The organism is Corallococcus sp. AB038B (genome assembly GCF_003668955.1).
In the GTDB taxonomy this organism is placed as follows: Bacteria; Myxococcota; Myxococcia; order Myxococcales; family Myxococcaceae; genus Corallococcus; species Corallococcus exiguus.
Genome location: NZ_RAWO01000007.1, coordinates 202826 through 224880, shown reverse-complemented (window position 1 = coordinate 224880; position 22055 = coordinate 202826). Strand labels below are relative to the sequence as shown.

20 protein-coding genes are annotated in these 22055 nt (G+C 69.6%); 8 read left to right on the top strand and 12 right to left on the bottom strand.

Translation table 11 applies throughout. The annotated features are described in order from the left end of the window. Window positions 1–112 precede the first annotated feature (112 nt). From D7Y04_RS26355 to D7Y04_RS26340, 4 genes are all read left to right on the top strand, one after another. Window positions 113–2428, top strand: a complete 2316-nt coding sequence (locus D7Y04_RS26355) for a protein-disulfide reductase DsbD (protein WP_121761058.1) — start codon at window positions 113–115, stop codon at window positions 2426–2428. Window positions 2429–2495: 67 nt separating this feature from the next. Then, a complete protein-coding gene (locus tag D7Y04_RS26350; RefSeq protein WP_121761057.1) occupies window positions 2496–3083 on the top strand; it encodes a redoxin domain-containing protein in 588 nt (195 codons plus the stop codon). Between the two features lie 104 nt (window positions 3084–3187). After that, entirely contained in the window at window positions 3188–3769 is a 582-nt protein-coding gene (locus tag D7Y04_RS26345) for a hypothetical protein (protein ID WP_120597579.1), read from the top strand. Then, window positions 3766–4371, top strand: a complete 606-nt coding sequence (locus D7Y04_RS26340) for a nucleotidyl transferase AbiEii/AbiGii toxin family protein (RefSeq protein WP_121761056.1) — start codon at window positions 3766–3768, stop codon at window positions 4369–4371. Before D7Y04_RS26345 ends, D7Y04_RS26340 begins: the two co-directional genes overlap by 4 nt. On the opposite strand, the gene D7Y04_RS26335 is transcribed toward D7Y04_RS26340, so the two are convergent. Then, window positions 4353–5333, bottom strand: coding sequence for an oxygenase MpaB family protein (locus D7Y04_RS26335; RefSeq protein ID WP_121761055.1), 981 nt, complete (start codon window positions 5331–5333; stop codon window positions 4353–4355). The two genes, D7Y04_RS26340 and D7Y04_RS26335, sit on opposite strands and share 19 nt — an antisense overlap. Before the next feature lie 165 nt (window positions 5334–5498). Here D7Y04_RS26335 and D7Y04_RS26330 point away from each other — a divergent pair, with 165 nt between their 5' ends. Both D7Y04_RS26330 and D7Y04_RS26325 read left to right on the top strand, forming a co-directional pair. Next, window positions 5499–5735, top strand: a complete 237-nt coding sequence (locus D7Y04_RS26330) for a hypothetical protein (RefSeq protein WP_120558114.1) — start codon at window positions 5499–5501, stop codon at window positions 5733–5735. 134 nt (window positions 5736–5869) lie between these two features. Then, window positions 5870–6484, top strand: a complete 615-nt coding sequence (locus D7Y04_RS26325; protein WP_121761054.1) for a hypothetical protein — start codon at window positions 5870–5872, stop codon at window positions 6482–6484. Window positions 6485–6487: 3 nt separating this feature from the next. On the opposite strand, the gene D7Y04_RS26320 is transcribed toward D7Y04_RS26325, so the two are convergent. The 8 genes from D7Y04_RS26320 to D7Y04_RS26285 all read right to left on the bottom strand — a co-directional run bounded on the left by D7Y04_RS26320 (window position 6488) and on the right by D7Y04_RS26285 (window position 14275). Next, window positions 6488–7195 (bottom strand): phytanoyl-CoA dioxygenase family protein, encoded by a 708-nt coding sequence (locus D7Y04_RS26320; protein WP_121761166.1) that lies wholly within the window; start codon window positions 7193–7195, stop codon window positions 6488–6490. A 96-nt stretch (window positions 7196–7291) separates the two neighbouring features. After that, complete coding sequence (locus D7Y04_RS26315) at window positions 7292–8206, bottom strand: S1C family serine protease (RefSeq protein WP_121761053.1); 915 nt, start codon at window positions 8204–8206, stop codon at window positions 7292–7294. A gap of 12 nt (window positions 8207–8218) precedes the next feature. Next, window positions 8219–9109, bottom strand: a complete 891-nt coding sequence (locus D7Y04_RS26310; protein ID WP_121761052.1) for a S1C family serine protease — start codon at window positions 9107–9109, stop codon at window positions 8219–8221. 139 nt (window positions 9110–9248) lie between these two features. Beyond that, a complete protein-coding gene (locus D7Y04_RS26305) occupies window positions 9249–9743 on the bottom strand; it encodes a hypothetical protein (RefSeq protein ID WP_121761051.1) in 495 nt (164 codons plus the stop codon). Between the two features lie 19 nt (window positions 9744–9762). Beyond that, window positions 9763–10704, bottom strand: a complete 942-nt coding sequence (locus D7Y04_RS26300) for an HNH endonuclease (RefSeq protein WP_121761050.1) — start codon at window positions 10702–10704, stop codon at window positions 9763–9765. A 23-nt stretch (window positions 10705–10727) separates the two neighbouring features. After that, window positions 10728–11585, bottom strand: coding sequence for an ROK family protein (locus D7Y04_RS26295; RefSeq protein ID WP_121761049.1), 858 nt, complete (start codon window positions 11583–11585; stop codon window positions 10728–10730). Next, window positions 11582–12775, bottom strand: coding sequence for a glycosyltransferase (locus D7Y04_RS26290; protein WP_121761048.1), 1194 nt, complete (start codon window positions 12773–12775; stop codon window positions 11582–11584). The genes D7Y04_RS26295 and D7Y04_RS26290 overlap by 4 nt, the downstream gene beginning before the upstream one ends. Beyond that, window positions 12776–14275: an asparagine synthase C-terminal domain-containing protein gene (locus tag D7Y04_RS26285; protein WP_158627590.1), complete on the bottom strand. Its 1500-nt coding sequence runs from the start codon at window positions 14273–14275 to the stop codon at window positions 12776–12778. It abuts the gene before it with no gap. A 94-nt stretch (window positions 14276–14369) separates the two neighbouring features. Here D7Y04_RS26285 and D7Y04_RS26280 point away from each other — a divergent pair, with 94 nt between their 5' ends. Beyond that, the gene (locus D7Y04_RS26280; protein ID WP_121761046.1) at window positions 14370–16298 is read left to right on the top strand and encodes an ATP-dependent DNA helicase RecQ; all 1929 of its coding nucleotides are present in this window, start codon (window positions 14370–14372) and stop codon (window positions 16296–16298) included. Between the two features lie 4 nt (window positions 16299–16302). On the opposite strand, the gene D7Y04_RS26275 is transcribed toward D7Y04_RS26280, so the two are convergent. Beyond that, window positions 16303–17895 (bottom strand): S8 family serine peptidase, encoded by a 1593-nt coding sequence (locus D7Y04_RS26275; RefSeq protein ID WP_120597590.1) that lies wholly within the window; start codon window positions 17893–17895, stop codon window positions 16303–16305. A gap of 80 nt (window positions 17896–17975) precedes the next feature. Between D7Y04_RS26275 and D7Y04_RS26270 the strand changes: the two genes are divergently transcribed. Next, on the top strand, window positions 17976–18770 hold the full coding sequence (locus D7Y04_RS26270; protein WP_120597591.1) for a radical SAM protein: 795 nt from the start codon (window positions 17976–17978) through the stop codon (window positions 18768–18770). Here D7Y04_RS26270 and D7Y04_RS26265 read toward each other — a convergent pair whose 3' ends face one another. Beyond that, entirely contained in the window at window positions 18771–20924 is a 2154-nt protein-coding gene (locus D7Y04_RS26265; protein WP_121761045.1) for an ATP-binding protein, read from the bottom strand. Between the two features lie 34 nt (window positions 20925–20958). Beyond that, window positions 20959–21969 (bottom strand): aldo/keto reductase, encoded by a 1011-nt coding sequence (locus D7Y04_RS26260; protein WP_121761044.1) that lies wholly within the window; start codon window positions 21967–21969, stop codon window positions 20959–20961. Between the last annotated feature and the right edge of the window lie 86 nt (window positions 21970–22055).

The window sequence follows — 22055 nt, the reverse complement described above, 5'->3', positions numbered from 1 at the left end:
GATGCCGGCCGTGCGGGCATGCGGAATGCCCGGCTGCCCGGAAGGTTGAGTGCATCCCGCGGGGACGCATCCCAGGTAGCACGGCGTTTCCAGGTGGATTAACGGGAGTCGCATGACGCATCCGTGGAGCAAGAGGTCTGGAAGCCGGCTTGGTAGGCTGGGCGCGGTGGGCGCGTTGCTGTTGGCGACGTGGGCCCAGGCCGCGCTGCCGTCCACCGCCGTGGGCAGCACCGCGCCGGACGAGGGTGACCCTCGCCTGGAGGGTGCGCTGCTCCTGGATGCCACGCAGGTGAAGGCGGGCAGCGACTTCCGCGTGGGCGTGCGCCTCAAGCTGGACCCGGAGTGGCACGCCTACTGGAAGAACCCGGGCGACTCCGGCCTGGCCACGGAGGTGTCGTGGGATGTGCCGGGCGTCACGGTGGGGGATTTGCGTTGGCCCTTCCCCAGCACGTTCCGCACGCCGGACGGCTTCATCACCACGCACGGCTACCACGACGAGGTGCTGCTGTTCGCGCCCGCGCACGTGTCGAAGGACGCCACGGGTACGCTGAACGTGTCGGCGGCGGTGGACGCGCTCGCGTGCAAGGTGCACTGCATCCCCGCGCAGCTGGTGCTGACGCGCACGCTGCCGGTGGGGCCGGAGACGGTGACGGATCCGGAGTTCGCGCCGCAGTTCGACGCCGCGCAGGCCCAGGTGCCCTCGCCAGTGGGAGCGCAGGGCGCGCCGCGCGTGGCGCTGGCGTTGGATGGCACGTCGCTGACGGCGGGCAAGCCGTTCACCGGCAAGCTCACCGTGACGGCGGCGGACGGCAAGCCCTACGCAGGAGACGTGGAGGGTGACTTCTTCGTGCCCGGCCGCATCCTGGGCGTGGACAGCGTGGCGCTGACGAAGACGGCGCCGGGGACGTTCGCGCTGAAGGGCCAGGCGTCGTCGGTGGTGCCCAAGGGAGAGCCTCGGCTCACGGGTGCGCTGCGCCTGGGCACGAAGGCCTCGGGCTTCACGGCGGTGGACGTGGACACGGCGCTCGCGCCGGTCGTTGCGGACGGCGCGGTGGCGGGCGCGGCGCCCCTGAAGGTTCCGTCGGTGAAGGACGCGGTGGGCAAGGTGAAGCCCGCGACCGCAGCTCCGGTGGCGTCGGGCGAGTCGCCGCTGGGGCTGGGCGTCGCGCTCCTGTTCGCGTTCCTGGGCGGCGCGCTGCTCAACCTGATGCCGTGCGTGTTCCCGGTGCTGGCGCTCAAGGTGTACGGCTTCACGCGGATGGTGCAGGAGGAGAAGGGCAAGGTGGCGCCGCACGCGGCGGCGTACGCGGGCGGCATCCTGGCGACGATGCTGCTGCTCGCGGGCGCGGTGCTGGCGGTGCGCGCGGGTGGTGCCAGCGTGGGCTGGGGCTTCCAGTTCCAGGAGCCGCTGTTCGTGGCGGGCGTGAGCGCGGTGCTGGTGGCGTTCGCGCTCAACCTCTTCGGCGTCTACACGCTGGGCGCGGACGGCACGGCGCTCGCGGGCAAGGTGGACCGGAGCCACGGCCTGATGCGCAGCGCGGGCGAGGGTGTGCTCGCGGTGGTGCTGGCGACGCCGTGTTCGGCGCCGCTGTTGGGCACGGCGGTGGGCTTCGCCTTCGCGGCGGGCCCGGCCACGGTGGTGGCGGTGTTCGTGGCGCTGGGGCTGGGATTGGCGCTGCCCTTCTGCGTGCTGGTGCTGATGCCGGGGCTGATGAAGCGGCTGCCCAAGCCGGGCATGTGGATGGAGCGCGGCAAGCAGTTCCTGGGCTTCGCGCTGTTGGGCACGACGGTGTGGCTGGTGTGGGTGATGGGCGGGCTGGCCGGCGTGGACGGCATGGCGCGGCTGCTCGCGTTCCTCATCGCGGTGGGCCTGGTCACGTGGCTGTACGGCCAGTCGCAGGGTCTGGAGGGCGGGCGCCGGGGCGTGACGGTGGCGCTGGCGGTGCTCGTGCTGGTGGGCTCGGGCGCGGTGGCGCTGCGCTTCGAGGAGGCGCAGGCGTCGCTGGAGACGCGCGGCGCGGTGGCGTCGCACAGTGGCGCGCAGCCGTGGGACGAGGCGGCGGTGACGGCGGCGCTGGCGGCGGGTCAGCCGGTGTTCGTGGACTTCACGGCGGACTGGTGTCTCACGTGCAAGTTCAACGAGCGCACCGTGCTGTCGCGCGACGACGTGCGGCAGGCGTTCCTGAAGCACAACGTGGCGTTCTTCGTGGCGGACTGGACGCGGCGGGACGCGCGCATCACCACGAAGCTGGCGGATCATGGCCGCGCGGGCGTGCCCATGTACCTGGTGTTGAGCCCGGGCGCGCCGGACAAGCCGGAGGTTCTCAACGAGCTGCTCACCGCGGACAGCGTCATCACGGCGGTGCAGCGCGCGGCGGAGTGTGGGTCACCGTTGAAGGGTGGCTCGGTGGTGTGCGCCCGGCCTTGAGCTGGGAGTGAAGTCGGGTTTGTGTTGTTCGTTCGTGCGCAGCGTTCAACTCATTGGAGGTTCCGTCATGAAGCAGGTCTTCAAGGCACTCGCTCTCACCGCGGCTTTCGTGTCCGCTCCCGTCTTCGCTGCTGACAACGCGGAGGTGGGCAAGCCCGCTCCGGCGTTCACGCTGAAGGACGAGGCGGGCAAGGCCCACTCGCTGTCCGAGTACAAGGGCAAGGTGGTGGTGCTCGAGTGGACGAACCCGGAGTGCCCGTTCGTGAAGCGGCACTACGAGGCCAAGACGATGCAGAACACGCAGAAGGGCTTCGACGCGAAGAAGGTGGTGTGGCTGACGGTGGACTCGTCCTCCACGCACACCGCGAAGAGCGCCGCGGACTGGAAGAAGAAGGAAGGCTTCAGCCAGCCGGTGCTGCTGGACACGGACGGCGCGGTGGGCAAGAGCTACGCGGCGAAGACGACGCCGCACATGTACGTCATCGACGGTGAGGGCGTGGTCCGCTACGCGGGCGCCATCGACAACGACCCGCGCGGCAAGGAAACCACCAAGGTGAACTACGTGCAGACGGCGGTGGACGCGCTCCTCAACGGCAAGCAGGTGCCGACCGCGACCTCCGAGCCGTACGGCTGCTCCGTGAAGTACAAGAGCTGAGCCGCTGTGACGTCATGAGGTTTGAAGGCCCGTGTCCCTGCGAAGGGACGCGGGCTTTTTCGAAGTTGACGTTGTCCTTTTTCTTCGGGAAATTTCGTACCACCATGCCCTCCGCCGTCCACCCCGTGCTGGAGCCGGGCCGCGTCTATCGGACGAAGGAGCTGGCCACGTGGGGCGTGAATGCGCCCCGGCTGGCCCGGCGATTGGTGGGCGAGGGCGTGCTGATTCCCCTGGCGCATGGGCTCTATGCCTGTCCGAAGCGGGGGCGTTTCGGCGTGGTGGCTCCGTCCGATGAAGCCATCATGAAGGCGTTCCTGGAGGGCAGCCCGTTCGTCTTCACCGGGCCTGACCGATGGAATGCGCTCGGGTTGGGCTCCACGGCGGTCTTCGCTTCAGCGCTCGTCTACAACACGAAGCGCTCGGGTCGCTTCGAGTTGGGAGGGAGGACGTTCGAGTTGCGGCGGGTCTCCTTCCCCCAACCCCCGACGCTGGAATGGTTCGTGGTGGATCTCTTCGAGAACGCCGGGAGTGCAGGCGTCGTGCCCGCGGCGCTGACGCGTGCGTTGACGCGCGCACTGAAGCGAGGCGCGTTCGATGTCCGGCGGCTCGGGGAGATGTCTGACCGGTTTGGTAGGCAGAGCACGCGTGAGTGGATCCACGAAGCGATCCGCTCTGCCTCTGCATGACCTTCATCCACGAAGACCTCGAATTCGATCAACTGCTGCGAATCGTCGCCGACAAGCGGCGGCTCTCCCTTGGCCTCACCGAGAAGGACTACTGGGTCACCCATGCGCTGTGGACCCTGCATGACGCGGGCTTCGAGGTCTGGTTCAAGGACGGCACGTCGCTCTCGAAGGGCTTCTCCCTCATCCAGCGGTTCTCTGAAGACCTGGACCTCAAGCTGGAGGCAGGGTCGGTCGAGCTTCCCCGGGTGACGGATTGGAGCCGCACCGGAACAGGAGCGACGAAGGCCCGCCGGGCGTACTTCGAGGCGCTGGCCGAGCGCATCCAGATTCCAGGGGCGCGGACGGAGGAGGATGCGCTACCTCCTCTTGCTGACTACCCGGACGTTCGTGCGCTGGCGGAAGAGATGATCCGGCAGAAGCAGATTGCAGTGCCTCCTGCCGGTGACGTGCGGCACTTCCTGCCCGGCGGTGCCGGTACCGTGGCCATCCAGGCCGCCTTCGAGGCAATCGCCCCGATGTTCTGGGGGCCACGTCAGACGCTGGATGAGGCCGTGGCGGCTCTATGTGCCTGGCTCACCCGGTTTCATTTTGCGTCGCGGTGAGCGTAGTCCGGGCCCAGGCCTTCGATGCGGTAGGCATTGCCGGGGTAGGTGCGGTTGGGCGTCGTCTCCAGGGTCGACGGGTAGCGCTCCAGTGAGACGTGGCGTTTGACGCGCTTGCGCAGCTTGAGGGCGCCTCGGACCAGGCCGCCCACCCAGGCGGGTGGGGATTCGAACTGGATGGCGGGGAGCAGGCGCGGCGGCACCAGGCTGAGACTGATGGGGGCCACCAGCGGACGCAGAGGGCCCGGCACCCAGCCGGCGAGGATGTTCACCGTGGACTGGGCCACGCGGTGGCTGGCTTCGTCAGGAACGAACTCGCGCGCTTCGTAGTCGCGGAGGAAGGCGTCAAAGGCGGGCTTGTTCTCGGGGATGTCCTTCAGGCCCATGCGGCGGCCGATTTCGCACCAGTAATGGAACCAGGCCTCTTGCTCGTGCTGGGTGAAGGGACGCCAGCCGAAGTCCTGCATCCACTGGATGGGGAAGTCGATGAACGTCCACAGCACGAAGAGGAAGTCCTCGTTCGGGATGCGGAAGAAGGAATGGATGTGGTTCATCTGCTCCAGTGAGCGGTGTCCCGCCTCTCCCTCCCAGCCGCACTCCATGAACCGCGCGATGAGCAGGCGCGTGTCGTCGTAGCGCTTCTGGCCTCGCTTGTTGAACTCGCCCGTGCGGTCCAGGAGGCGTGAGACGGAACGGCTGCCGTAGGTGTGGAAGAGGGCGATCTCCGTGGACCGCACGATGTCGAAGGGGAACTCGTAGTTGGTCAGCAGGTGCACGATGCGCTGGCAGTCGCGCCGTGCGTCCAGGGAGGCAATCTCCCGGCTCACTTCGGGCAGGCGCGCTCGCCAGAAGGGCTTCCGGTAGACGGGGCCGGGGACGCGAGCGGCGGAAGGCTTTCCCGCGCCGCTGAAGGGACAGCCAGAGGGGACAGCGTCCTCGGGGTGATAGGCCGGGTCGGTCATGGCGGGGCGGCTCCGGGAAGCAAGGCGACTGGTGATGCTACCCCGCTCCGTGACGGCACGCCGTGCCCCTGCCGACCCGTTTGTCTTATGCAGTGGCCTTGTCGGGGGCTGGGACGCGCCGGACCTTGTCCTGGAGGGCAGGACATCCAGACAGGAGACGCGACCATGGCCAGCAACAAGGGGCCGCCGGTGAAGGGGCCCGAGCGCACGGATACCCACAGCGCGGAGGAACTGGAGCGTGAAGCCAGACACCAGCGCCCGGGCACCGAACGGGGCGACGTGACGGACGAGGACGTGGGCGAGGACCGCATCCTCCAGAAGGGCATTGGCGGCTACGGCGCGCAGAAGGGCACGGAGCCCGCGAGGGAAGCGCCGCCGCTCAGCGACGACGGCGACCGGTAGCGTTGGCCGTCGCTCGGCGGGCGGGGGCGCCGGGGAGCCGAGCCGCGGAAACCTGTCCGACAGTCGGACAGGTTTTGAGACCGCACCGGGCGGGAGGCGCACGGCCTGGAGGCCTGGGGGCCTAGAGTGCCGCCATGGCCTCCGCCCGCCTCGTGCGTTCCTGCTGCGTCCTGGTGTTGTTGTTCTTCGCGATGCCAGGGGTGGCGCAGGAGGCGCCTGCCCCGGATGCACAGGCGTGGCTCGCGCAGCACAACGCGGAAGCGGTGCGTGTGAACCAGACAGCGATGGGCATCCTGTTCGGCTGGGCGGTGCTGAACATCGGCACGGGCGTCGCCGGACACTTCGCCAGCGAGGGCGAGACGCGGGCCTTCTTCCAGGCGAACGCGGCCTGGAACGTGGTGAGCCTGGTCATCGCGGGGCTCGGCTATCACGGACAGGCGACGGCGGATCCGGCCTCATGGGACCTGGCGCGCAGCCTGTCCGAAGGGCAGCGGATGGAGAAGGTGCTGCTCCTCAACGCAGGCCTGGACGTGGGCTACATCGCCTTCGGCGGGTTCCTGTGGGAGCGCGGAATGCGCAAGGACTCGGAGCGCTTGAGGGGCTGGGGCAAGAGCGTGCTCATGCAGGGCGCGTTCCTGTTGGTGTTCGACGGCGTGCTGGCGTTCCTCAACGCGAAGCTGAACGGGGAGCTCACGGCGCGCCTGGTGCCCGCACCGGACGGCGTGGGCTTGATGCTGACGTGGCCGTGAGCCTCAGACGCGCGCGTGCCATTCGAGCCCGCCGGGCAGGGGCCGTGCCGCGAACTCCAGGTGGATGACCCGGCGGTGCGCGGGAACGCGTGCCGGTGACGAGGCGTGCAGCAGCAGGGGCCGCATCACCAGCAGGCCGCAGCGGGGCACGAGGCAGTCCACGGGGGCGCTTCGTTCGAGCCAGCCGGGGATGCTCGATGAGGACAGACGCCCTTCACGGTGTGAGCCCTGGAGCACGCGCACGGGGCCGTTGTCCTCCCCGCAGTCGTCCAGGTGGACTCGCACCGCGACCATGTCCTCCAGGACGGATGTGGGGGGCTGCACGCAGGGCACACCGGCCTTCTCCGTCCAGGGGCCGAAGCCGGGCACGTCGCGGCGCTCGCGCACGGCGACGGTGAGGTCCTGGTGCCAGATGACCTTCCAGTTCGCGTCCGGTGTCTTGTCGAACAGCAGGCCTCGCACCGCGAAGCAGTGTGGGCCCAGGACGGACTCGGCGGCTTCGCGTACCGGATTTGAGCGGGCCAGCTCGCGGACGGCGGGCACGTTCTCCAGCAGGTTTCGCACGCCGCCTCGCCGCTGGGAGGTCGCGGCTTCTTCATTCACGGGACGCAGGGCCTGGAGCAGGGCGTCCGCGGTGGCTGGCGTGATTCCGTGCGGGAGGATGGCGAAGCCCTCGCGCTCGATGCGTGCGGCCAGTTCCTCCGAAGCCATGTCGTGCGCCGCTGATGAGGACATCGTGGAGCGCAGCATAGCGGGGGCGCGGTTCCACGCGGGGCACCTGCCCGGTGGAACCGGAGCCCGGAAGGCTCAGGCCGCCACCGGTTCGCGGCGGTGGCGGGCCCGGGCGGAGACGTCCTTGCGGCGGCCCTTGCGCAGCACGTCCAGGTGCACCTCTTCCTCGGTGGCCAGTGCCATCAGCCGCTGCAGGTCGTCCACGCTGTTGACCGGCCGGCTGTTGATGCCGAGCAGCAGGTCGTCCGGCTGAAGACCGGCGTCGTCCGCGGGCGTGCCTTCCTGCACCTTCAACACGCGCACGGCTCGCGGCTGGCCGGTGTCCTTCGCGAGCGTGGGCTCCAGGTTCACCGCAGTGGCGGCGATGCCCAGGAACTTCCGGTCCACCCGTCCGCGCTGGATGAGCAGGCTCGCGACCCAGGCCGCCGTGGTGGCGCTCACCGCGAAGCCAATCCCCTGCGCGAACGGCAGCACCAACGTGTTGAGTCCCACCACGCGCCCTCGCGTGTCGAGCAACGGCCCGCCGGAGTTGCCCGGGTTGATGGCCGCGTCCGTCTGGAGCATCCCCTCCAGGATGACGCCGTCGGGCAGTGTGATGGATCGGTTGATGGCGCTCACCACTCCCAGCGACACCGACTGCTCCAGGCGGAAGGGATTGCCAATGGCCATCACCAGCTGCCCCACCCGCACCGTCTCCGGATCCGCGAGCGGCAGCGTGGGGAAGTCATCGCCTTCCGCGCGCACCACCGCGAGGTCCGTAGGTGCATCCCCGCCCACCAGCGTGGCCCGGCGCTCTTCTCCGTTGTGGAGCTGCACGGTGAGGCGCTTGGGCGTTCGCATCACCACGTGCCGGTTGGTGAGCACGTAGCCGTCCGGCGTGAGGAACAGGCCGGTGCCGTGGCCGCGCGCGTGCTCCACGCCCACCACCGCCGGAGCCGCGCCGGCCACGAGTCCTTCCAGGTCATCCGAGAGTTGCTGCAACAGTTTCATCGCCGGCTCCTTTCAAGAACGCTTGCCCACGGTGATGGGCACCTCGCGCAGTTCGCCCGCGCGCAACACCTTCGCCTGGATGGACGCGCCCACCTTCTCGTCGCCCAGGTAGCCCAGCAGGTCCTCCACGCCGTGCAGCGTCTGGCCGCCCAGGCTCACCAGCACGTCGCCCAGCACCAGCCCGGCCTTCTGCGCGGGGCCTTCCGGATCCACGGAGAGCAGGATGAGGCCCGCCTTCGTGCCTTCGATTTCACGCGGCAGGCGCACCGGGTAGGCGCCCACGCCCAGGTAGCCGCGGCGGACCCCGCCGTGTTCACGCAGGGAGTTCGCCACGCGCGTCAGCGTGCCGCCGGGGATCACGACCGCGGCGGTGCGGGAGAAGGCCGCCGTGGGGATGCCCAGGAAGCGGCCCTGCGCGTCCACCAGCGCGCCGCCGGAGAAGCCCGGAGGCAGGTCCGCGTCGGTTTCCAGGTAGCGGTCCACCTGGCCGCCCGCGTGCGTGCGCCAGTCGCCGCCGAACGCGCTGACGATGCCCAGCGTGGCTCGCGCCGTACGCCCCGGCCGGCCGATGGCCAGGACGATGTTGCCCACCTTCACGTCATCGAGCGGCGCGGGCGCGAGCGCGGTGAGCCCGGTGGCGTCGGCCTTGAGGAGCGCGAGGTCGGTGCTCGGGTCGCGGCCGACGAGCTCGGCGGACACCGAGCGGCCGTCCGCGAGGCCCACCTGGATGGAGCCCTCGTGTTCGACCGCGTGGCTGGTGGTGAGGATGTGACCGTCGGCGTCCCAGATGACGCCGCTCGCGCCCCGGCGACGGCGGGCCTCGACGCGGACGAGGGAGGGAGCGATGCGCTCGACGACAGTAGAAATGGACTGCGAGAGGGATTGGAGGGTGTCGGTGGACATGGCGTGTTCCTTTCGAGCCTGAAACTAAAGGGCTCGAAATCGCGCCACATCGGCGGACCGGGCAGGACGGCGACCTACCCATTCGGGCAGGACGCCTCTCCTTCCGGGGAGGTGCCCGCCCGTTCATCCAGGTACGGCGTTACACCGGCTCCGAGAATCGCGCCGTCCACTCGGCTGGGATTTCCCGTGGGCCCTTTGTCTCGATCCACTCTCGCAGCCTTCGTTTGAAAGCACCGACCTCCTTCACCCAGTCGTCCCAGGCAAACGGAACCTGCTGCCAGTCGGGCTTCGGGTCGCCACCGCCCATGCCGGCGACAATCGAGAGGAGGATGGACTCGCCGCGGCGCTCGAAGAGGAAGGCCGGGCTGCCCTGCTCGCAGGAGTCGAGCGTGTAGGCTCCTTCGGCCGCGAGCTCGGTCAGGGTGGCGTTGACTCCGTCCCACCACTCCCCCAGGCACACGTCGTCGGGCCCCCAGAGTCCCATTCCAGGGACCTGCCTGCCGGCGAGGGTCCATCGCAGCTCGCCATGGATGTGGGGCTCGTCCTCATTGAGTGCGGTGAGGGGCCATCGCTGCGTGTCCTCGCCAGGGACATGCGCGCTCAAGAGCTCCAGCTTCACGGACGCCTCGGTCATGCCGGTCCCCCTGACGAACCTAGCTCACCTTGCGGAAGCGCTCGTAGCGCTCTTCCAGATAGAGCTTCTTGGGGCGCAGCTCCTTCGCTCGCGGCAGTTGGAGCGTCTTGCCCACGAAGCCCTTCAGCGCGTGCTCCAGCGTGGGGCCGTCCCGGGTGGCGAGCAGGCTAGGCGCCAGCTCGATGACGCCGTCGGGTCGGAAGCCCATCAGGTTCGTGTCGAAAGCGCCGTGGTGGAGCCGACAGAGCGCAAGCCCGTTGGGGACTTCCGCGTGGCCTCGCTCGTCGCGGTCCGGAAGGATGTGTGCGCCGTCCAGCAACTCCATGCGAGGAAACGCGCAGACAGCGCAGCGGTGTTCGTAGGCGTTCAGGACATGCTGACGGAAAGCCGCCTGATGCAGCCGCTTCTTGGCCTGCACCGTCGTGTATCTCCGTTCCAGGGGTAGCAGCTTCGCGTCCGCCACATAGCGCTGAGGCTGGAGTTGCTTCACGGTTTCAGGCTCGGACACCACGACGTGGAAGGAGTGCGAGGCGCGGTCCACGTCGGAGATGTAGACGGGCCACAGGGGCCGGTAGAAACCGGGCTCGATGCCGTAGAAGTAGATGAGCGGTGCGTCCAGTTGCTGCGCGCGCAGGAGCCGGCGGTTGTCTCGCGCCTCCGCGTCCGTGCCCTGGAACTTGTAGAGGAAGGCTCCGTCCGAGGCGATGTTGTCATCGTCGTACCGGGCGACGCGGCTTCCGCGCGGCACGGTGGTCTTGATGGACAGCGCCGTCTCCTGCATCTGCCGGGGCCAGAAGATGCCGCGCGTCCGGTTGGCGAACAGGTGCTGCTCGCCGTGGAGCTGGAAGCCCTCCGCGATGATTTCCCACGGCAGCACTTCACCGTGCCGCTCCACCAACGCCTGCAAGGCATTGAAGGCCGCCAGTCGGATGGCCTGGTCGTTGTCGGAGGGCGTGGGCACGGTCCACGACCAGGTTACCAGGCTCAGCCCCGTTCGAGCAGGGCTCCACCCGGGCCGAAGCCCAGGGACAGGCACAGCACGCGGCGTCCCTTCACCTGGGGGGCACGCCGAGCGGATTCAGCCGCCAGCTCCGCATCGTTGAGCACGAGCACCTTGCCTCCCGTGTCCGGCAGGCCCGCGTGGGCGAGGATGTCCGGGACCAGGGAGGCAGTGCCTTCGAAGCCGTAGGTGCAACCTCCGGGCATCAGGGCCTCATCCAGCGGACATGGCAATGCCAGACACAGCGCGTCCGGAGGCTCGCGGCTGTCCTCCGCGAGGAACGTCCGCAGCGCTCCCGAGATGAACGCCACCGTGTCCCGGATGTGATGGCCGTCCGCCGGACGCGGTTGACCGATGAACAGCGGGGGCAGGGTGGTGAGGTTCCGTTCAACGACACGCGTGGCTCCTGGACGCGCGAGCTTGATGCTCGTCTGGCCCACGTCCACGCAGAGCGGACTTCGCGCACCCTTGGCTTCCAGCATGCGCAGCCCCGCGCGCACGGGGGCGAAGCGCGGTGACAGCGCGATGTGCACCGGTCGGCGCAGCGACGCCGTGGCCTCCCTCAACGCGGCAGGAAAGCCGTCCAGCTCCGCCAGACCTCCACTCAGGTACGCCGCATCCGGCGCGTGCTTCTTCACCAGCAGCGAGAGCGCTTCCGCCAGCGGAAGCATCACGCGGGCCGCGAGTTTGGCTCCGGGAACTCCCGCACGCCGGTCGTCCTCCACCCACGGGGAGCCCAGCAGCTCCCACAGCTCGCGCCCGAACACGGGCAGGTTCCACACCTCCAGCGGTGTGATTCCTTCAGGGTGATGCCGGCGAGGACTCCACCTGGAGGCGCTCATGCCACGAGCCCGGCGATGCGTTCAGCGGCGGTCTTCGCCCCATCATGCGCGCGGTAGGAACGGGAGATCTCCTCCACGCGGTCGCGCATCGGCGACTTCGGTGCCAGCAATTGCGCGATGGCTTCGCGGCACGACTCCACCGTGAGGGTCTTCGGGTCCCTCGCGAGCCCTGCTCCAGCCTTCTCCAGGAAGTGCGCCTGCACGGGCTGGTCGTTGCACACCGGCAGCAGCAGCATCGGCACTCCCTCCGTCATCGCCTCCATCACGGAGTTGGCGCCGCCGTGGGAAATGAACGCCGCCGCGCGCTCCAGCACCTGCCGCTGCGGCGTGTAGCGCACCGCCACCACGTCACCGGGCAGGGTGCTCGGGAAGTCCGTGTCCGCCAGCTCGCCCGCGCACAACACCAGCGTCACGCCGAAGGGCTTCGCGGCCTCCGCGATGATGCGGAAAAGCTCCGGCTGATACGAAATCTGGCTGCCGAAGGACACGTACAGCACCGGCTTTTCGCCCAGCCGCTCCCAGGGGAAGGGCACCTCGTCACCCCGGGCTTCCGGCGGAATGGAGGGGCCCACCAGCAGCGTGTCCGAGGGCACTCCCGCGTCCGGGCCCAGGAAGGCTTCGGTGGCGAAGATGACGTTGAGCCGGGGCGACAGACACTCGCAGGTGCGGAAGCGCGCGTCGAAGCCGTGACGGCGGAACAGGGCCTGACGGTCGTCCTTCAGCGCCCGCACGTTGCGCAGCAGGGGAATCTCCGGCCTTGGCTCCAGCAGCGTCAGCGCGGAGGACACGCCTGCCCACGGGATTCCCTCCGTGTGCGCCGCGAGCACCGCCGCGTACTGCATCCCGTCCAGCGCCATCACGTCGGGACGGAAGGCGCGCACCACTTCGCGCACGGGCTCCAGCATCGAGGGGACCGAATCCAGCAACAGGCCCCGGATCCACTTCCCCAGCGCCACGTCATCGAGCACCAGCTTCGCCAGCGCTTCGCCTCCCGTCTCGATGCCCGGCGGCGCGGCTTCGACGTGCGGCAGGCGCAGCACCTCCACGCCCAGGGATTCGAGCTGCGGCGCGGGTTCGGGGATGCACAGCCAACCGACGGTGTGCCCCAGGCGGTGCAGCCATTGGGCCACGCCGACCATCGGGTTGAGGTGGCCCTTTTCGGGCGAGGTGGCGATGAGGACTCGGGACATTCAGGGGAGCGCCTTGGTGTGGGCCTGGAGCATGGCCAGGGACATGAGGCGCATCAACAACCGATCTATCGGTCCGGCCTGCGCGTCATCGGGGGACATGCGGATGTAGCGAGTCATCAAGCCCAGCATCGCTTGCGTATCGATGACCTCGAGGGAGTACAGCCGATCGGGAGAGAGCCAGGCGCGATACAGCTCCAGCCAGCGTGACCGCACCGGACTGGAGAGGGCGGTATGCCCATACCGGGGCGTCTTGCGCGCGAGGCGGACCTCGTCCGGCACCAGGGACCGCACCGCGTGCCGGAACAGCCACTTGCCGAACCCGTCCCTCTGCAGCACGGACTCCGGCAGGGCCAGCGCCACCCGCGCGAAGCCTTCGTCCAGGTACGGCGTGCGGACCGTGAGCCCATGGGCCCGGGCGCCCCGCAGCTCGGGCGGGAGGATGAGCTCGGTCAGCACCCACTTCGCGTACCGCAGCTCCTCGGAGGGGAGCGCCTCTTGCGAGGGCAGCTCCCACGGCGCGGGCAGCGAGGCGAGCACGGTCCCCAGGTTGTCCACAGGGGGGCCGCGCGACGCGTGATCGCTGTTCAGGCGCTCGGAAACAGTCCTCAAGTTGTCCACAGGTGTGGAGTCTTCACGGCGTCCCACGGCTTGATCGGAAGCGCCGTTTCCAGAGGGGAAATGCCTCGTGGATGGCTTTGATTCCTGATCGCCACGCGGAGCCCTGCCCAGAGGGTTCTCCGAGTTGTCCACAGCCCCCCGTGCCACTCCGGGGGCCTCTTCATGATCGCGCGAGCCGGCTGGGAACGGCGCCCGCAACTTGTCCACAAGCGCCATGCCTTCGAATCCCAGGGCCCGCATGGCCAGCGTCCGGTCCTCATCCACGCGGGCCTTCGCCGAGGCGAGCGCGCCCGGGGTGCCCTGGAGCACTTCGTCCGCGCCCGCGCCGCTCAGGAGGACGGGGCCGGCTCCCTGCCGCCGGGCCTCCAGATAGAACACGTAGCTCGCCACGGCCCGGGCGTTGAGGATGACCGCCTGGTTGGCGAGGACCGTGTGCTCGAACAGGTCCGGGAGCACGGAGTCCGGGATGAGCACGTCCACCAGCTCCGCGCCCGTCACCTTCGCCATCCGCCGCGCGTTGCTCCGCTCCACCGCATCAGCGAAGTGCACGTCCATGGTCCACGCGCGCACCTTCCCTGGTGCGTGCCGCGCGGCCATCGCGCACAGGGCCGCGCTGTCCACCCCGCCGCTCAGGCTCACCTCGTGCGTGCCTGCTTCCACATGCGCTCGCACGGTGTCGGACCAGACGGCCAGCAACCGCGCCGCGAGCCCGTCCTCATCCCGTGCCTCCGCCTCCCGGATGACTCGCGGCAGCGCCACGTCGATGGGCTCCGTGTCCGGCAGCAGGTCCGCGTTGGACGCGCGGGCATGGAACAGCAGGTCGCTCATCGCGCGGGGAGACAGGCCACGCGCGGGAGGCACCTTGGGCGGTCGGGTCGGCATGCGGTCCGCATCATAGGGAGCTGGGAGTCGGCAGCGGAAAGTCAGGGAGGGTGAGATAACCCTCCTGGACAACGCGAACAGGGAAGGGCGGGACATGAGGACGGATGCGGTGGACGTCGTGTTGCGGGAGCGCTTCGGGCTGGAGTCCTTCCGGCCCGGACAGCGCGAGGTGCTCACGGAGCTGCTCAAGCCGCACGGCTCCGCGCTCGCGGTGTTCCCCACGGGCGGCGGCAAGTCGCTGTGCTACCAGCTCCCCGCGCTGCTGCTCGAAGGGCTCACGGTGGTGGTGTCACCGCTCATCGCGTTGATGAAGGATCAAATCGACGCGCTGGAGCGGCGGGGCATTCGCGCCGCGCGGTTGGACTCCTCCCTGTCGCTGGAGGAGTCGCGCGAAGTGACGGAGTCCCTGCGCGACGGGACGCTGAAGCTCCTCTACGTGGCCCCCGAGCGCTTCAACAACGAGCGCTTCATGGGGCTCTTGAGCGAGCTCCCCATCTCCCTCTTCGCGGTGGACGAAGCGCACTGCGTCTCCGAGTGGGGTCACAACTTCCGGCCGGACTACCTCAAGCTCGCGCAGGCGGCCCGCACGCTCCAGGCCGAGCGCATCCTGGCGCTCACCGCCACGGCCACGCCGCAGGTGGTGCATGACATCTGCGAGGGCTTCGGCATCCCGGAGTCACAAGCGGTCGTCACCGGCTTCTACCGGAACAACCTCACGCTGGAGACCACGCCCACGGGCCTGGAGGCGCGCGATGCCCTGCTGGTGGAGCGGCTCAAGTCGCGCCCGCCCGGCACCACCATCGTCTACGTCACGCTGCAGAAGACCGCGGAGCGCGTGGCAGCGCTCTTGAGCGCGGAGGGCCTGCCCGCCAGCGCCTACCACGCGGGCCTGGAGTCCGAGGACCGCGAGCGGGTGCAGGACGCGTGGACCCACTCCTCGAAGGGCATCGTCGTGGCGACCATCGCGTTCGGGATGGGCATCGACAAGGCGGACGTGCGCGCCGTGTATCACTACAACCTGCCCAAGGGCCTGGAGAGCTACAGCCAGGAGATCGGCCGCGCGGGCCGTGATGGCAAGGCATCCGTCGTGGAGTTGCTCGCGTGCCCGGACGACGTGCCCACGCTGGAGAACTTCGCGCTCGGAGACACGCCGCTACCGGAGGCGCTGACGGCGCTGGTGAAGGAGCTGTTGTCCTCGGGGCCGGAGCTGCATCTGGACATGTATGCGCTGGGCAACCGCCACGACCTGCGGCCCCTGGTGTTGCGCACGGCGCTGACGTACCTGGAGCTGGAAGGGGTGCTGCGCCAGGGCACGCCGTTCTACGCGGGCTACAAGGTGCAGCCGGCGGGCTCGGTGGACGCGCTCGTGGGGAAGTTCCAGGGTGAGCGCGCGCGCTTCGTGAAGGAACTGTTCGCGCACGCGAAGAAGGGGCGTACCTGGTACACGTTCGACCCCGCCGAAATCGCGAAGGCGTTGGACCAGCCTCGAGACCGCGTGGTGAAGGCGCTCGACTACTTCCAGGAGCAGGGCTGGGCGGAGGTGCAGGTGGCCGAACCGCGTCAGCGCTACACGCGGCTGCGCGAGCGCGAGGACGCGAAGGCGCTCGTGGCCCTGTTGCAGGAGCGCTTCCAGAAGCGAGAGGTCCAGGAGGTGTCGCGGGTGCGCGACGTGCTCCGGCTGGTCACGCACGACGGCTGCCAGAGCAACGCGCTGGTGGCCCACTTCGGTGAGCAGCGCGAAGCACCGTGCGGTCACTGCACCTTCTGCCGCACGGGCGTGGCGCGCGTGCTGCCGCCGCCGCACCCACGGCCGGACCTGCTCGAACAGCTGGACGCGACCACGTTCCGGTCGCTCGTCGCGAAGCATCCGGAGGCGCTGGGCCATCCCAGGCAGGCGGCCCGTTTCCTCTGTGGCCTGAGCAGCCCCGCGCTCTCCAAGGCGAAGCTCGGCGGTCACAAGCTCTTCGGCACCCTGGCGGAGTGGCCGTTCGCCCAGGTGCTGACGTTCTGTGAAGGCCGGTGAACGTTCAGCGGATCGCGGCCCGCAGGCTCGGTGAGAAGGGGGGCAGGACGACCTGGGCCTTCGCCCTGAGTGCCTGACGGTCCCTGCCGGCGCCTTCCTGGAGCGCTCGACGGAAGGGGGAATCGGTGAGCGCCCAGAAGCGCAGCTCGCGCCCGTAGTCCGAGTCGAGCCGCGCCGCCTTCTGCTCATCGACCCCGAGCGTGGTCGCAAGGCCCCTCAGGACGTCGGCTTGCGGGAGGCCGCTGAAGGTCGATGCCACGGTGTCCGAGGACTCATGGAGGAGCGCCCTCGCGGTGAACGACTCCAGCTCCGTCACGTCCGGGAGCGGGGCTTCGAGGCACGCCTTCGCGTTGACGAGGCCGGCGCCCCACGCGAGCTGGCTCTGAGGCCAGCTGTCACAGGTGGCGCGGAGCACATGGCGGAAGACCTGCGCGAGCGCTGGCCCTCCCTGATACTTCGCGAGCAGGTTGTCCCGGCCATGGTGCGCCAGCCAGAGCGCGGCGATTCCCGCGACAGTCGCGGTCGCATACGAGGTGCCGCTGCTCTGCCCGACCTTGTCGGCGGGCTGTGCCACCCAGACGTCCTCGCCCGGACCGGTGGCGTCGACTGCCTTGCCCCAGGCGGAGAAGGCCCAGGGCTGCGCGCTCGCGTTGCACGCGGCCATCGTGACGACTTCGTCATACGCGCCCGGCCAGACGACGATGGGGCCCGTGTAGTTGCCCGCGGCGGCGATGACGATGATGTTCTCGCGCACCGCCTGCTGGATGATCCGGTGCAGCCCCGCGTTGGGCAGCCACCCGAGGCTGATGCTGATGACATGGACCCGCCGCTGGATGGCGAACCCGATGGAGTCGCGCAGCCGGTCGACGCCCACGTTGAACAGCACGGGCGAGGGGACGAAGAGCGTGGGTTTCGCGACGCGCAGCGGGACGACCTCGGCCTTCGGCGCGACTCCATCCACGAACAGCTTCGGTCCGTCCGCGCTCGGGCCGTTGTAGGGGCTCGACATGACGCTCGCGGTGCCCAGCCCATGGCCTCCGCCGGGATTCTCCGTCGTGGGGTCATCGTCGATGAAGTCCCAGCCCAGGCTCGGCGTGAAGTTCGGTCCCAGCTCGGGGCTGGGCAGGTAGCCGCTGTCCGGATGGCCGATGAGGATGCCCTCGCCCTGGCTCGCGCCGCCGGTCAAAGTCCACGCCTGGTCCGCCTTCACGAAGCGCGGGCTCCAGTCGCAATCGTTCTCGTTGAACGTCGCAGCTCCAGGCTTCGCTCTCTGTGCCGTGAGGAGCGTGGGCGTCGTGTCCGTGACGGCGGTCTGTTCCGCGTAGACCGCCTCGAAGGCAGGATCCGCATCCTCCACGCTCGGGTCCGCCTGGAGGCGGCGCGCCAGCTCCCAAGCTTGTCCCGGCTCGACAGTGCCAGGAGGGAGGAGGTCGAACGCTCGGCCGGTGGGCTCGAACGGCACCGGGCGGATGATCCACGGCTCCGCTCCGACGAGCGCCGCCACGACCTTCTCCAGGGAGACCCGGTCGAAACCCTCACGGAGGAGGACGTCGAGGGTGCGGAGCTTCGAGGATTCGAACTGCTCGGGCTGCGCCATGGGCGCACCTGTAACCCTCGGACTTCGTGGAGGGATACGGGCCCCCAGGGCGGTGCGTGTGTCAGTTAGACTCCCGCGCCGTGCGCTACGAGCTTCACGACAGCCGCGTCCTCACCTGGTCCCTGGAGACGCACGTCACCACGCACTGCAACCTGCGTTGCGCTCAGTGCTGCCCGCTGTCGCCGCACCTGCCCGCGTGGGCCGTGTCCCCCCAGGCGTTGGCCGAGGACCTGCGCCGCCTCTCACGCGTACTCAAGCCCAACGTCTTCAAGCTGACCGGCGGTGAGCCCTTCCTCCACCCGGACCTGCCCGCCGTGCTGGACGTGGTGCGTGCCTCTGGCCTCACCGAACAGGTGTCCGTCACCACCAACGGCTTCCTCGCCCAGAGCGCTCCGGATGCCGTGTACGAACGGCTCGACCGGATGACCCTGTCGTTCTACACGTCCGCGCCCCTGCCCGAACGCTCCATCGCCCGCATCACCGAGCGCTGCGACCGGCACGGCGTCCACCTCACGGTGAAGGCCATCGACCGCTTCCAGCGCATCACCCCGGACGCGCCCCTCACGTCCGACGCGGAGGTGCGGGACGTCTTCGACAAGTGCTGGCTCAAGCAGCGCTGCCACCTGGTCCACCAGGGCCGCTTCTTCACCTGCACCCGGCCGCCCCACGTCGCCACCGTCTTCGCCGCGGAGCATCCGCACCTGCCCGCGCTCGTCGAACACGATGGCGTGCCGCTGGATGACCCGGACCTGCTCACGCGCCTGCTGGGCTACCTGGAGCGGGACACCCCGCTCGCCACCTGCCGCCATTGCCTGGGCTCCAGTGGCCCCTGGGAGCCCCACGCGCAGCTGCCGCGCGCTCGCGCCGCTTCCTGATCAGGGCGCCGGAACTCCCACGTCCGCCGGTGGTGCGGGCAGCGGCAGCTCCACCGTGAAGAGGGAGCCCAGGCCCAAACGGCTCTCGACTCGCACCGTGCCGCCCATGGCCTCCACCAGCGTGCGGGTGATGTAGAGGCCCAGGCCCAGGCCTCCGTAGTGCCGGTCGCTCACCGCGCGCTCGAAGCGGCCGAAGAGGCGCGGCAGGGACTCCTCCGAGATGCCGATGCCCTGGTCCCGCACCGTCAGCGCCGCCTTTCCGTCGCGCGTCTCCAGACGGACCTGGATGGGGCGCCCCTGGCCGTACTTGATGGCGTTGTCCACCAGGTTCACCACCACCTGCTCCAGCCGAGGCCGGTCCCACATCCCCATCGTCACGGCGTCCGCGCACTCCAGCTGGAGCACGGAGCCGGAGCGCGCGGCGGGGCCCTCGTAGGCGGCCACCACGTCGCGCACCAGCTCCGCCAGGTCCATGGGCACGCACTCCAGCGACAGCCGTCCGGCCGCGATGCGCGACACGTCCAGCAGGTCGTTCACCAGCTCCGCCAGCTTCTTCATCTGCCGCGAGCCCACGTCCAGGTAGCGCTCCACCAGCTCGCGCGGCACCGGACCCGGGTGGCGCTCCAGCTCGCGCCGCAGCGCCTGGAGCTTGAGGTTGAGCGGCGTGAGCGGCGTCTTCAGCTCGTGGCTCGCGATGGACAGGAACTCGTCGCGCAGGCGCACCGCCTCGCGCGCCTCGCGGTACAGCCTCGCGTTCTCCATGGAGAGCGCGGCGCGGTTGGCCAGCTCCTGGAGGAAGGGCAGGTCCGCGGACGTGTAGCGTCTCCCGGAGCGGTGCGTGGTGACGAAGCTGAGCAGCCCCAGCGAGCGCTCCCCGGCCACCAGCGGCACCACCACCAGCGAGCGGACGCGCAGCTCCTTCAGCAGCGCGATGCGCTCGGGGTCACTCGTGAACTGCGGGAGGAGGTCGTCGGTGAAGTTCTCGATGAAGAAGGGCTGCCCGTGATGAATCGACTCGGGGCCGGCCATCTTGGGGAGGCCCGACACGTACGTCGTGCGGGACCGCAGCGGCTCCGCGAATTCCTCCGGCTCCGTGGCCGCGTGCTCCACTTCCATGCGCTGGAAGGTGCCGTCCTCCAGCGCCGTGTCGATGAGGCACCAGTCCGCCAGCGAGGGCACCGCCAGTCGCACCACGTTGCGCAGCGTGGCCTTGAAGTCCAGCGACGTGGCCAGGAAGGAGCTGGCCCCCGCCAGCAGCCGCAGGTGCTCCTCGTTGTGTGACAGCTCGCGCGCCAGCCGCTCCGCCCGGGCTCGTGCGCGCACCAGGTCCGTCACGTCGAAGCCGAAGCCCGCGATGCCGTCCACCTGCCCGTGCGTGTCGTGCGTGGGCGTGTACGTGACGTCGAAGATGAACTCCCGGAGGGTGCCATCCGGCTGTGGCAGCTTGAGGGACACCTCCCGGCCCTCGAAGGCTTCGCCCGTCGCGTAGACGTGGTCGAGGATGCGCGCCACGCGCTCGGCCTCCTCCTTCGGTCCCACCTCGCGCGCGGGTTCGCCCAACAGACGCTCGGGGTTGCCCAGCATCGCGGAGTTGAGGGGGTTGGACAGCTCGAAGACGTGCTGGGGCCCGCGGAAGATGACCAGGTGCGCGGGCGCGCGCATGAACAGCTCGTGCAGGCGCGCGCGTTCGTACTCGGCGGCGGCGCGGGAGGCGCGCTCGCGCTCCAGCAGGTCCGCGCGCTCCGCGTTGGCCCGGCGCAGGCGCACGTTGAGCAACGTCACGAACATCGACAGCGCGAGGAAGAAGCTCAGCGCGATGAGGTTGCCGGGGTGGATGATCCAGTTCCCCAGGGGGGCCAGGAAGAAGTAGTCCACCGTCACCAGCGAGAGGGCCGTCGCGATCAGCCCCGGCCCCCAGCCTCCTCGCCAGCCCGCGAACGCGACGGCGGCGAAGAAGGCCAGGAACGGGGCGCCGGACATGTAGGGCCACAGCAGCCGCTGGGCGAGGAACGCCACCACGACCCCCACCACCGCCAGCCCATAGCTCAGCAGCGCGGAGCCCTCTTCCTTCTGGAACGACTCCGGCGCGCGCGGAGGCGGGGAGGAGGGGGGTACCGGCGGATGCGGCGGGGCGGACGGAGCGGGCGCGGTCATGGATGCGCGGGGCGGACGGGCCTGGGGCCGGCCGTCAGCGTGCCTCCTTCCGTGCATCGGTCTGGAGGAGCCCCTGCATGGTGGTGGGGTAGCGCTCGCCCGCGGCCACGCCCGGCGGCGCGATGGACTCGATGGCAGCCAGGTCCTCCTTCGTCAGCTTCACGTCCAGGGCGCCCAGGTTGTCGTCCAGGTACTTGCGGCGCTTGGTGCCGGGGATGGGGACCACGTCCTCGCCGCGCGACAGCACCCAGGCGAGCGCGAGCTGCGCGGGCGTGCACTGCTTCTGGCTCGCGAGCCGGTCGATGTGCTCCACCAGCTTGAGGTTGCGCTGGAAGTTCTCCCCCTGGAAGCGGGGCGAGTGGCGGCGGTAGTCGTCTTCCGGCAGGTCCTCGAAGCGCTTGAACTGGCCGGTGAGGAAGCCGCGGCCCAGCGGGCTGTAGGGGACGAAGCCCACGCCCAACTCGCGGCACGTCTGGAGGACGCCGTCCTCCGGGTCCCGGCTCCACAGCGAGTACTCCGACTGGAGCGCGGTGATGGGATGCACGGCGCACGCGCGGCGCAGCGTCTCCGAGTTCACCTCCGACAGCCCCAGGAAGCGCACCTTGCCGGCCTTCACCAGCTCCGCCATCGCGCCCACGGTGTCCTCGATGGGCGTCTTCGGATCCACGCGGTGCAGGTAGTAGAGGTCGATGACGTCCATTCCCAGGCGCTTCAGGCTCGCGTCGCACGCCTGCTTCACGTAGTCCGGCCGGCCGTTGACGCCGCGCGACTGGGGATTCGCGGGGTCACGCACCAGGCCGAACTTGGTGGCCAGGACGATTTTCTGGCGGTGGGGGCCGAGCACGCGGCCCACCAGCTCCTCGTTGCGGCCGGGCCCGTAGGCATCCGCCGTGTCGAAGAAGGTGATGCCCCGGTCCAGCGCATGGAGCAGCGTGGCCTCTGACTCCGCGTCGTCGCGGCCCGCGTAGAACTCCGACATGCCCATGCAGCCCAGGCCCAGCGCCGAAACGGTGAGGCCCTGCCTGCCCAGCTTCCGAGTCTCCATGTGTCCTCCGTGCGGGTGCACCCTCCCTGGGAGAATCTTCACGCGAGGCGCGGGAATCCAGGGCAAACGACCGGGCGAAGGGCTGG

Bases quoted from the DNA above. Each gene is read 5' to 3' on its own strand.
- D7Y04_RS26355 (WP_121761058.1), top strand. From the start codon at position 113: ATGACGCATCCGTGGAGCAAGAGGTCTGGAAGCCGGCTTGGTAGGCTG.
- D7Y04_RS26350 (WP_121761057.1), top strand. From the start codon at position 2,496: ATGAAGCAGGTCTTCAAGGCACTCGCTCTCACCGCGGCTTTCGTGTCC.
- D7Y04_RS26345 (WP_120597579.1), top strand. From the start codon at position 3,188: ATGCCCTCCGCCGTCCACCCCGTGCTGGAGCCGGGCCGCGTCTATCGG.
- D7Y04_RS26340 (WP_121761056.1), top strand. From the start codon at position 3,766: ATGACCTTCATCCACGAAGACCTCGAATTCGATCAACTGCTGCGAATC.
- D7Y04_RS26335 (WP_121761055.1), bottom strand. From the start codon at position 5,333: ATGACCGACCCGGCCTATCACCCCGAGGACGCTGTCCCCTCTGGCTGT.
- D7Y04_RS26330 (WP_120558114.1), top strand. From the start codon at position 5,499: ATGGCCAGCAACAAGGGGCCGCCGGTGAAGGGGCCCGAGCGCACGGAT.
- D7Y04_RS26325 (WP_121761054.1), top strand. From the start codon at position 5,870: ATGGCCTCCGCCCGCCTCGTGCGTTCCTGCTGCGTCCTGGTGTTGTTG.
- D7Y04_RS26320 (WP_121761166.1), bottom strand. From the start codon at position 7,195: ATGGCTTCGGAGGAACTGGCCGCACGCATCGAGCGCGAGGGCTTCGCC.
- D7Y04_RS26315 (WP_121761053.1), bottom strand. From the start codon at position 8,206: ATGAAACTGTTGCAGCAACTCTCGGATGACCTGGAAGGACTCGTGGCC.
- D7Y04_RS26310 (WP_121761052.1), bottom strand. From the start codon at position 9,109: ATGTCCACCGACACCCTCCAATCCCTCTCGCAGTCCATTTCTACTGTC.
- D7Y04_RS26305 (WP_121761051.1), bottom strand. From the start codon at position 9,743: ATGACCGAGGCGTCCGTGAAGCTGGAGCTCTTGAGCGCGCATGTCCCT.
- D7Y04_RS26295 (WP_121761049.1), bottom strand. From the start codon at position 11,585: ATGAGCGCCTCCAGGTGGAGTCCTCGCCGGCATCACCCTGAAGGAATC.
- D7Y04_RS26290 (WP_121761048.1), bottom strand. From the start codon at position 12,775: ATGTCCCGAGTCCTCATCGCCACCTCGCCCGAAAAGGGCCACCTCAAC.
- D7Y04_RS26285 (WP_158627590.1), bottom strand. From the start codon at position 14,275: ATGCCGACCCGACCGCCCAAGGTGCCTCCCGCGCGTGGCCTGTCTCCC.
- D7Y04_RS26280 (WP_121761046.1), top strand. From the start codon at position 14,370: ATGAGGACGGATGCGGTGGACGTCGTGTTGCGGGAGCGCTTCGGGCTG.
- D7Y04_RS26275 (WP_120597590.1), bottom strand. From the start codon at position 17,895: ATGGCGCAGCCCGAGCAGTTCGAATCCTCGAAGCTCCGCACCCTCGAC.
- D7Y04_RS26265 (WP_121761045.1), bottom strand. From the start codon at position 20,924: ATGACCGCGCCCGCTCCGTCCGCCCCGCCGCATCCGCCGGTACCCCCC.
- D7Y04_RS26260 (WP_121761044.1), bottom strand. From the start codon at position 21,969: ATGGAGACTCGGAAGCTGGGCAGGCAGGGCCTCACCGTTTCGGCGCTG.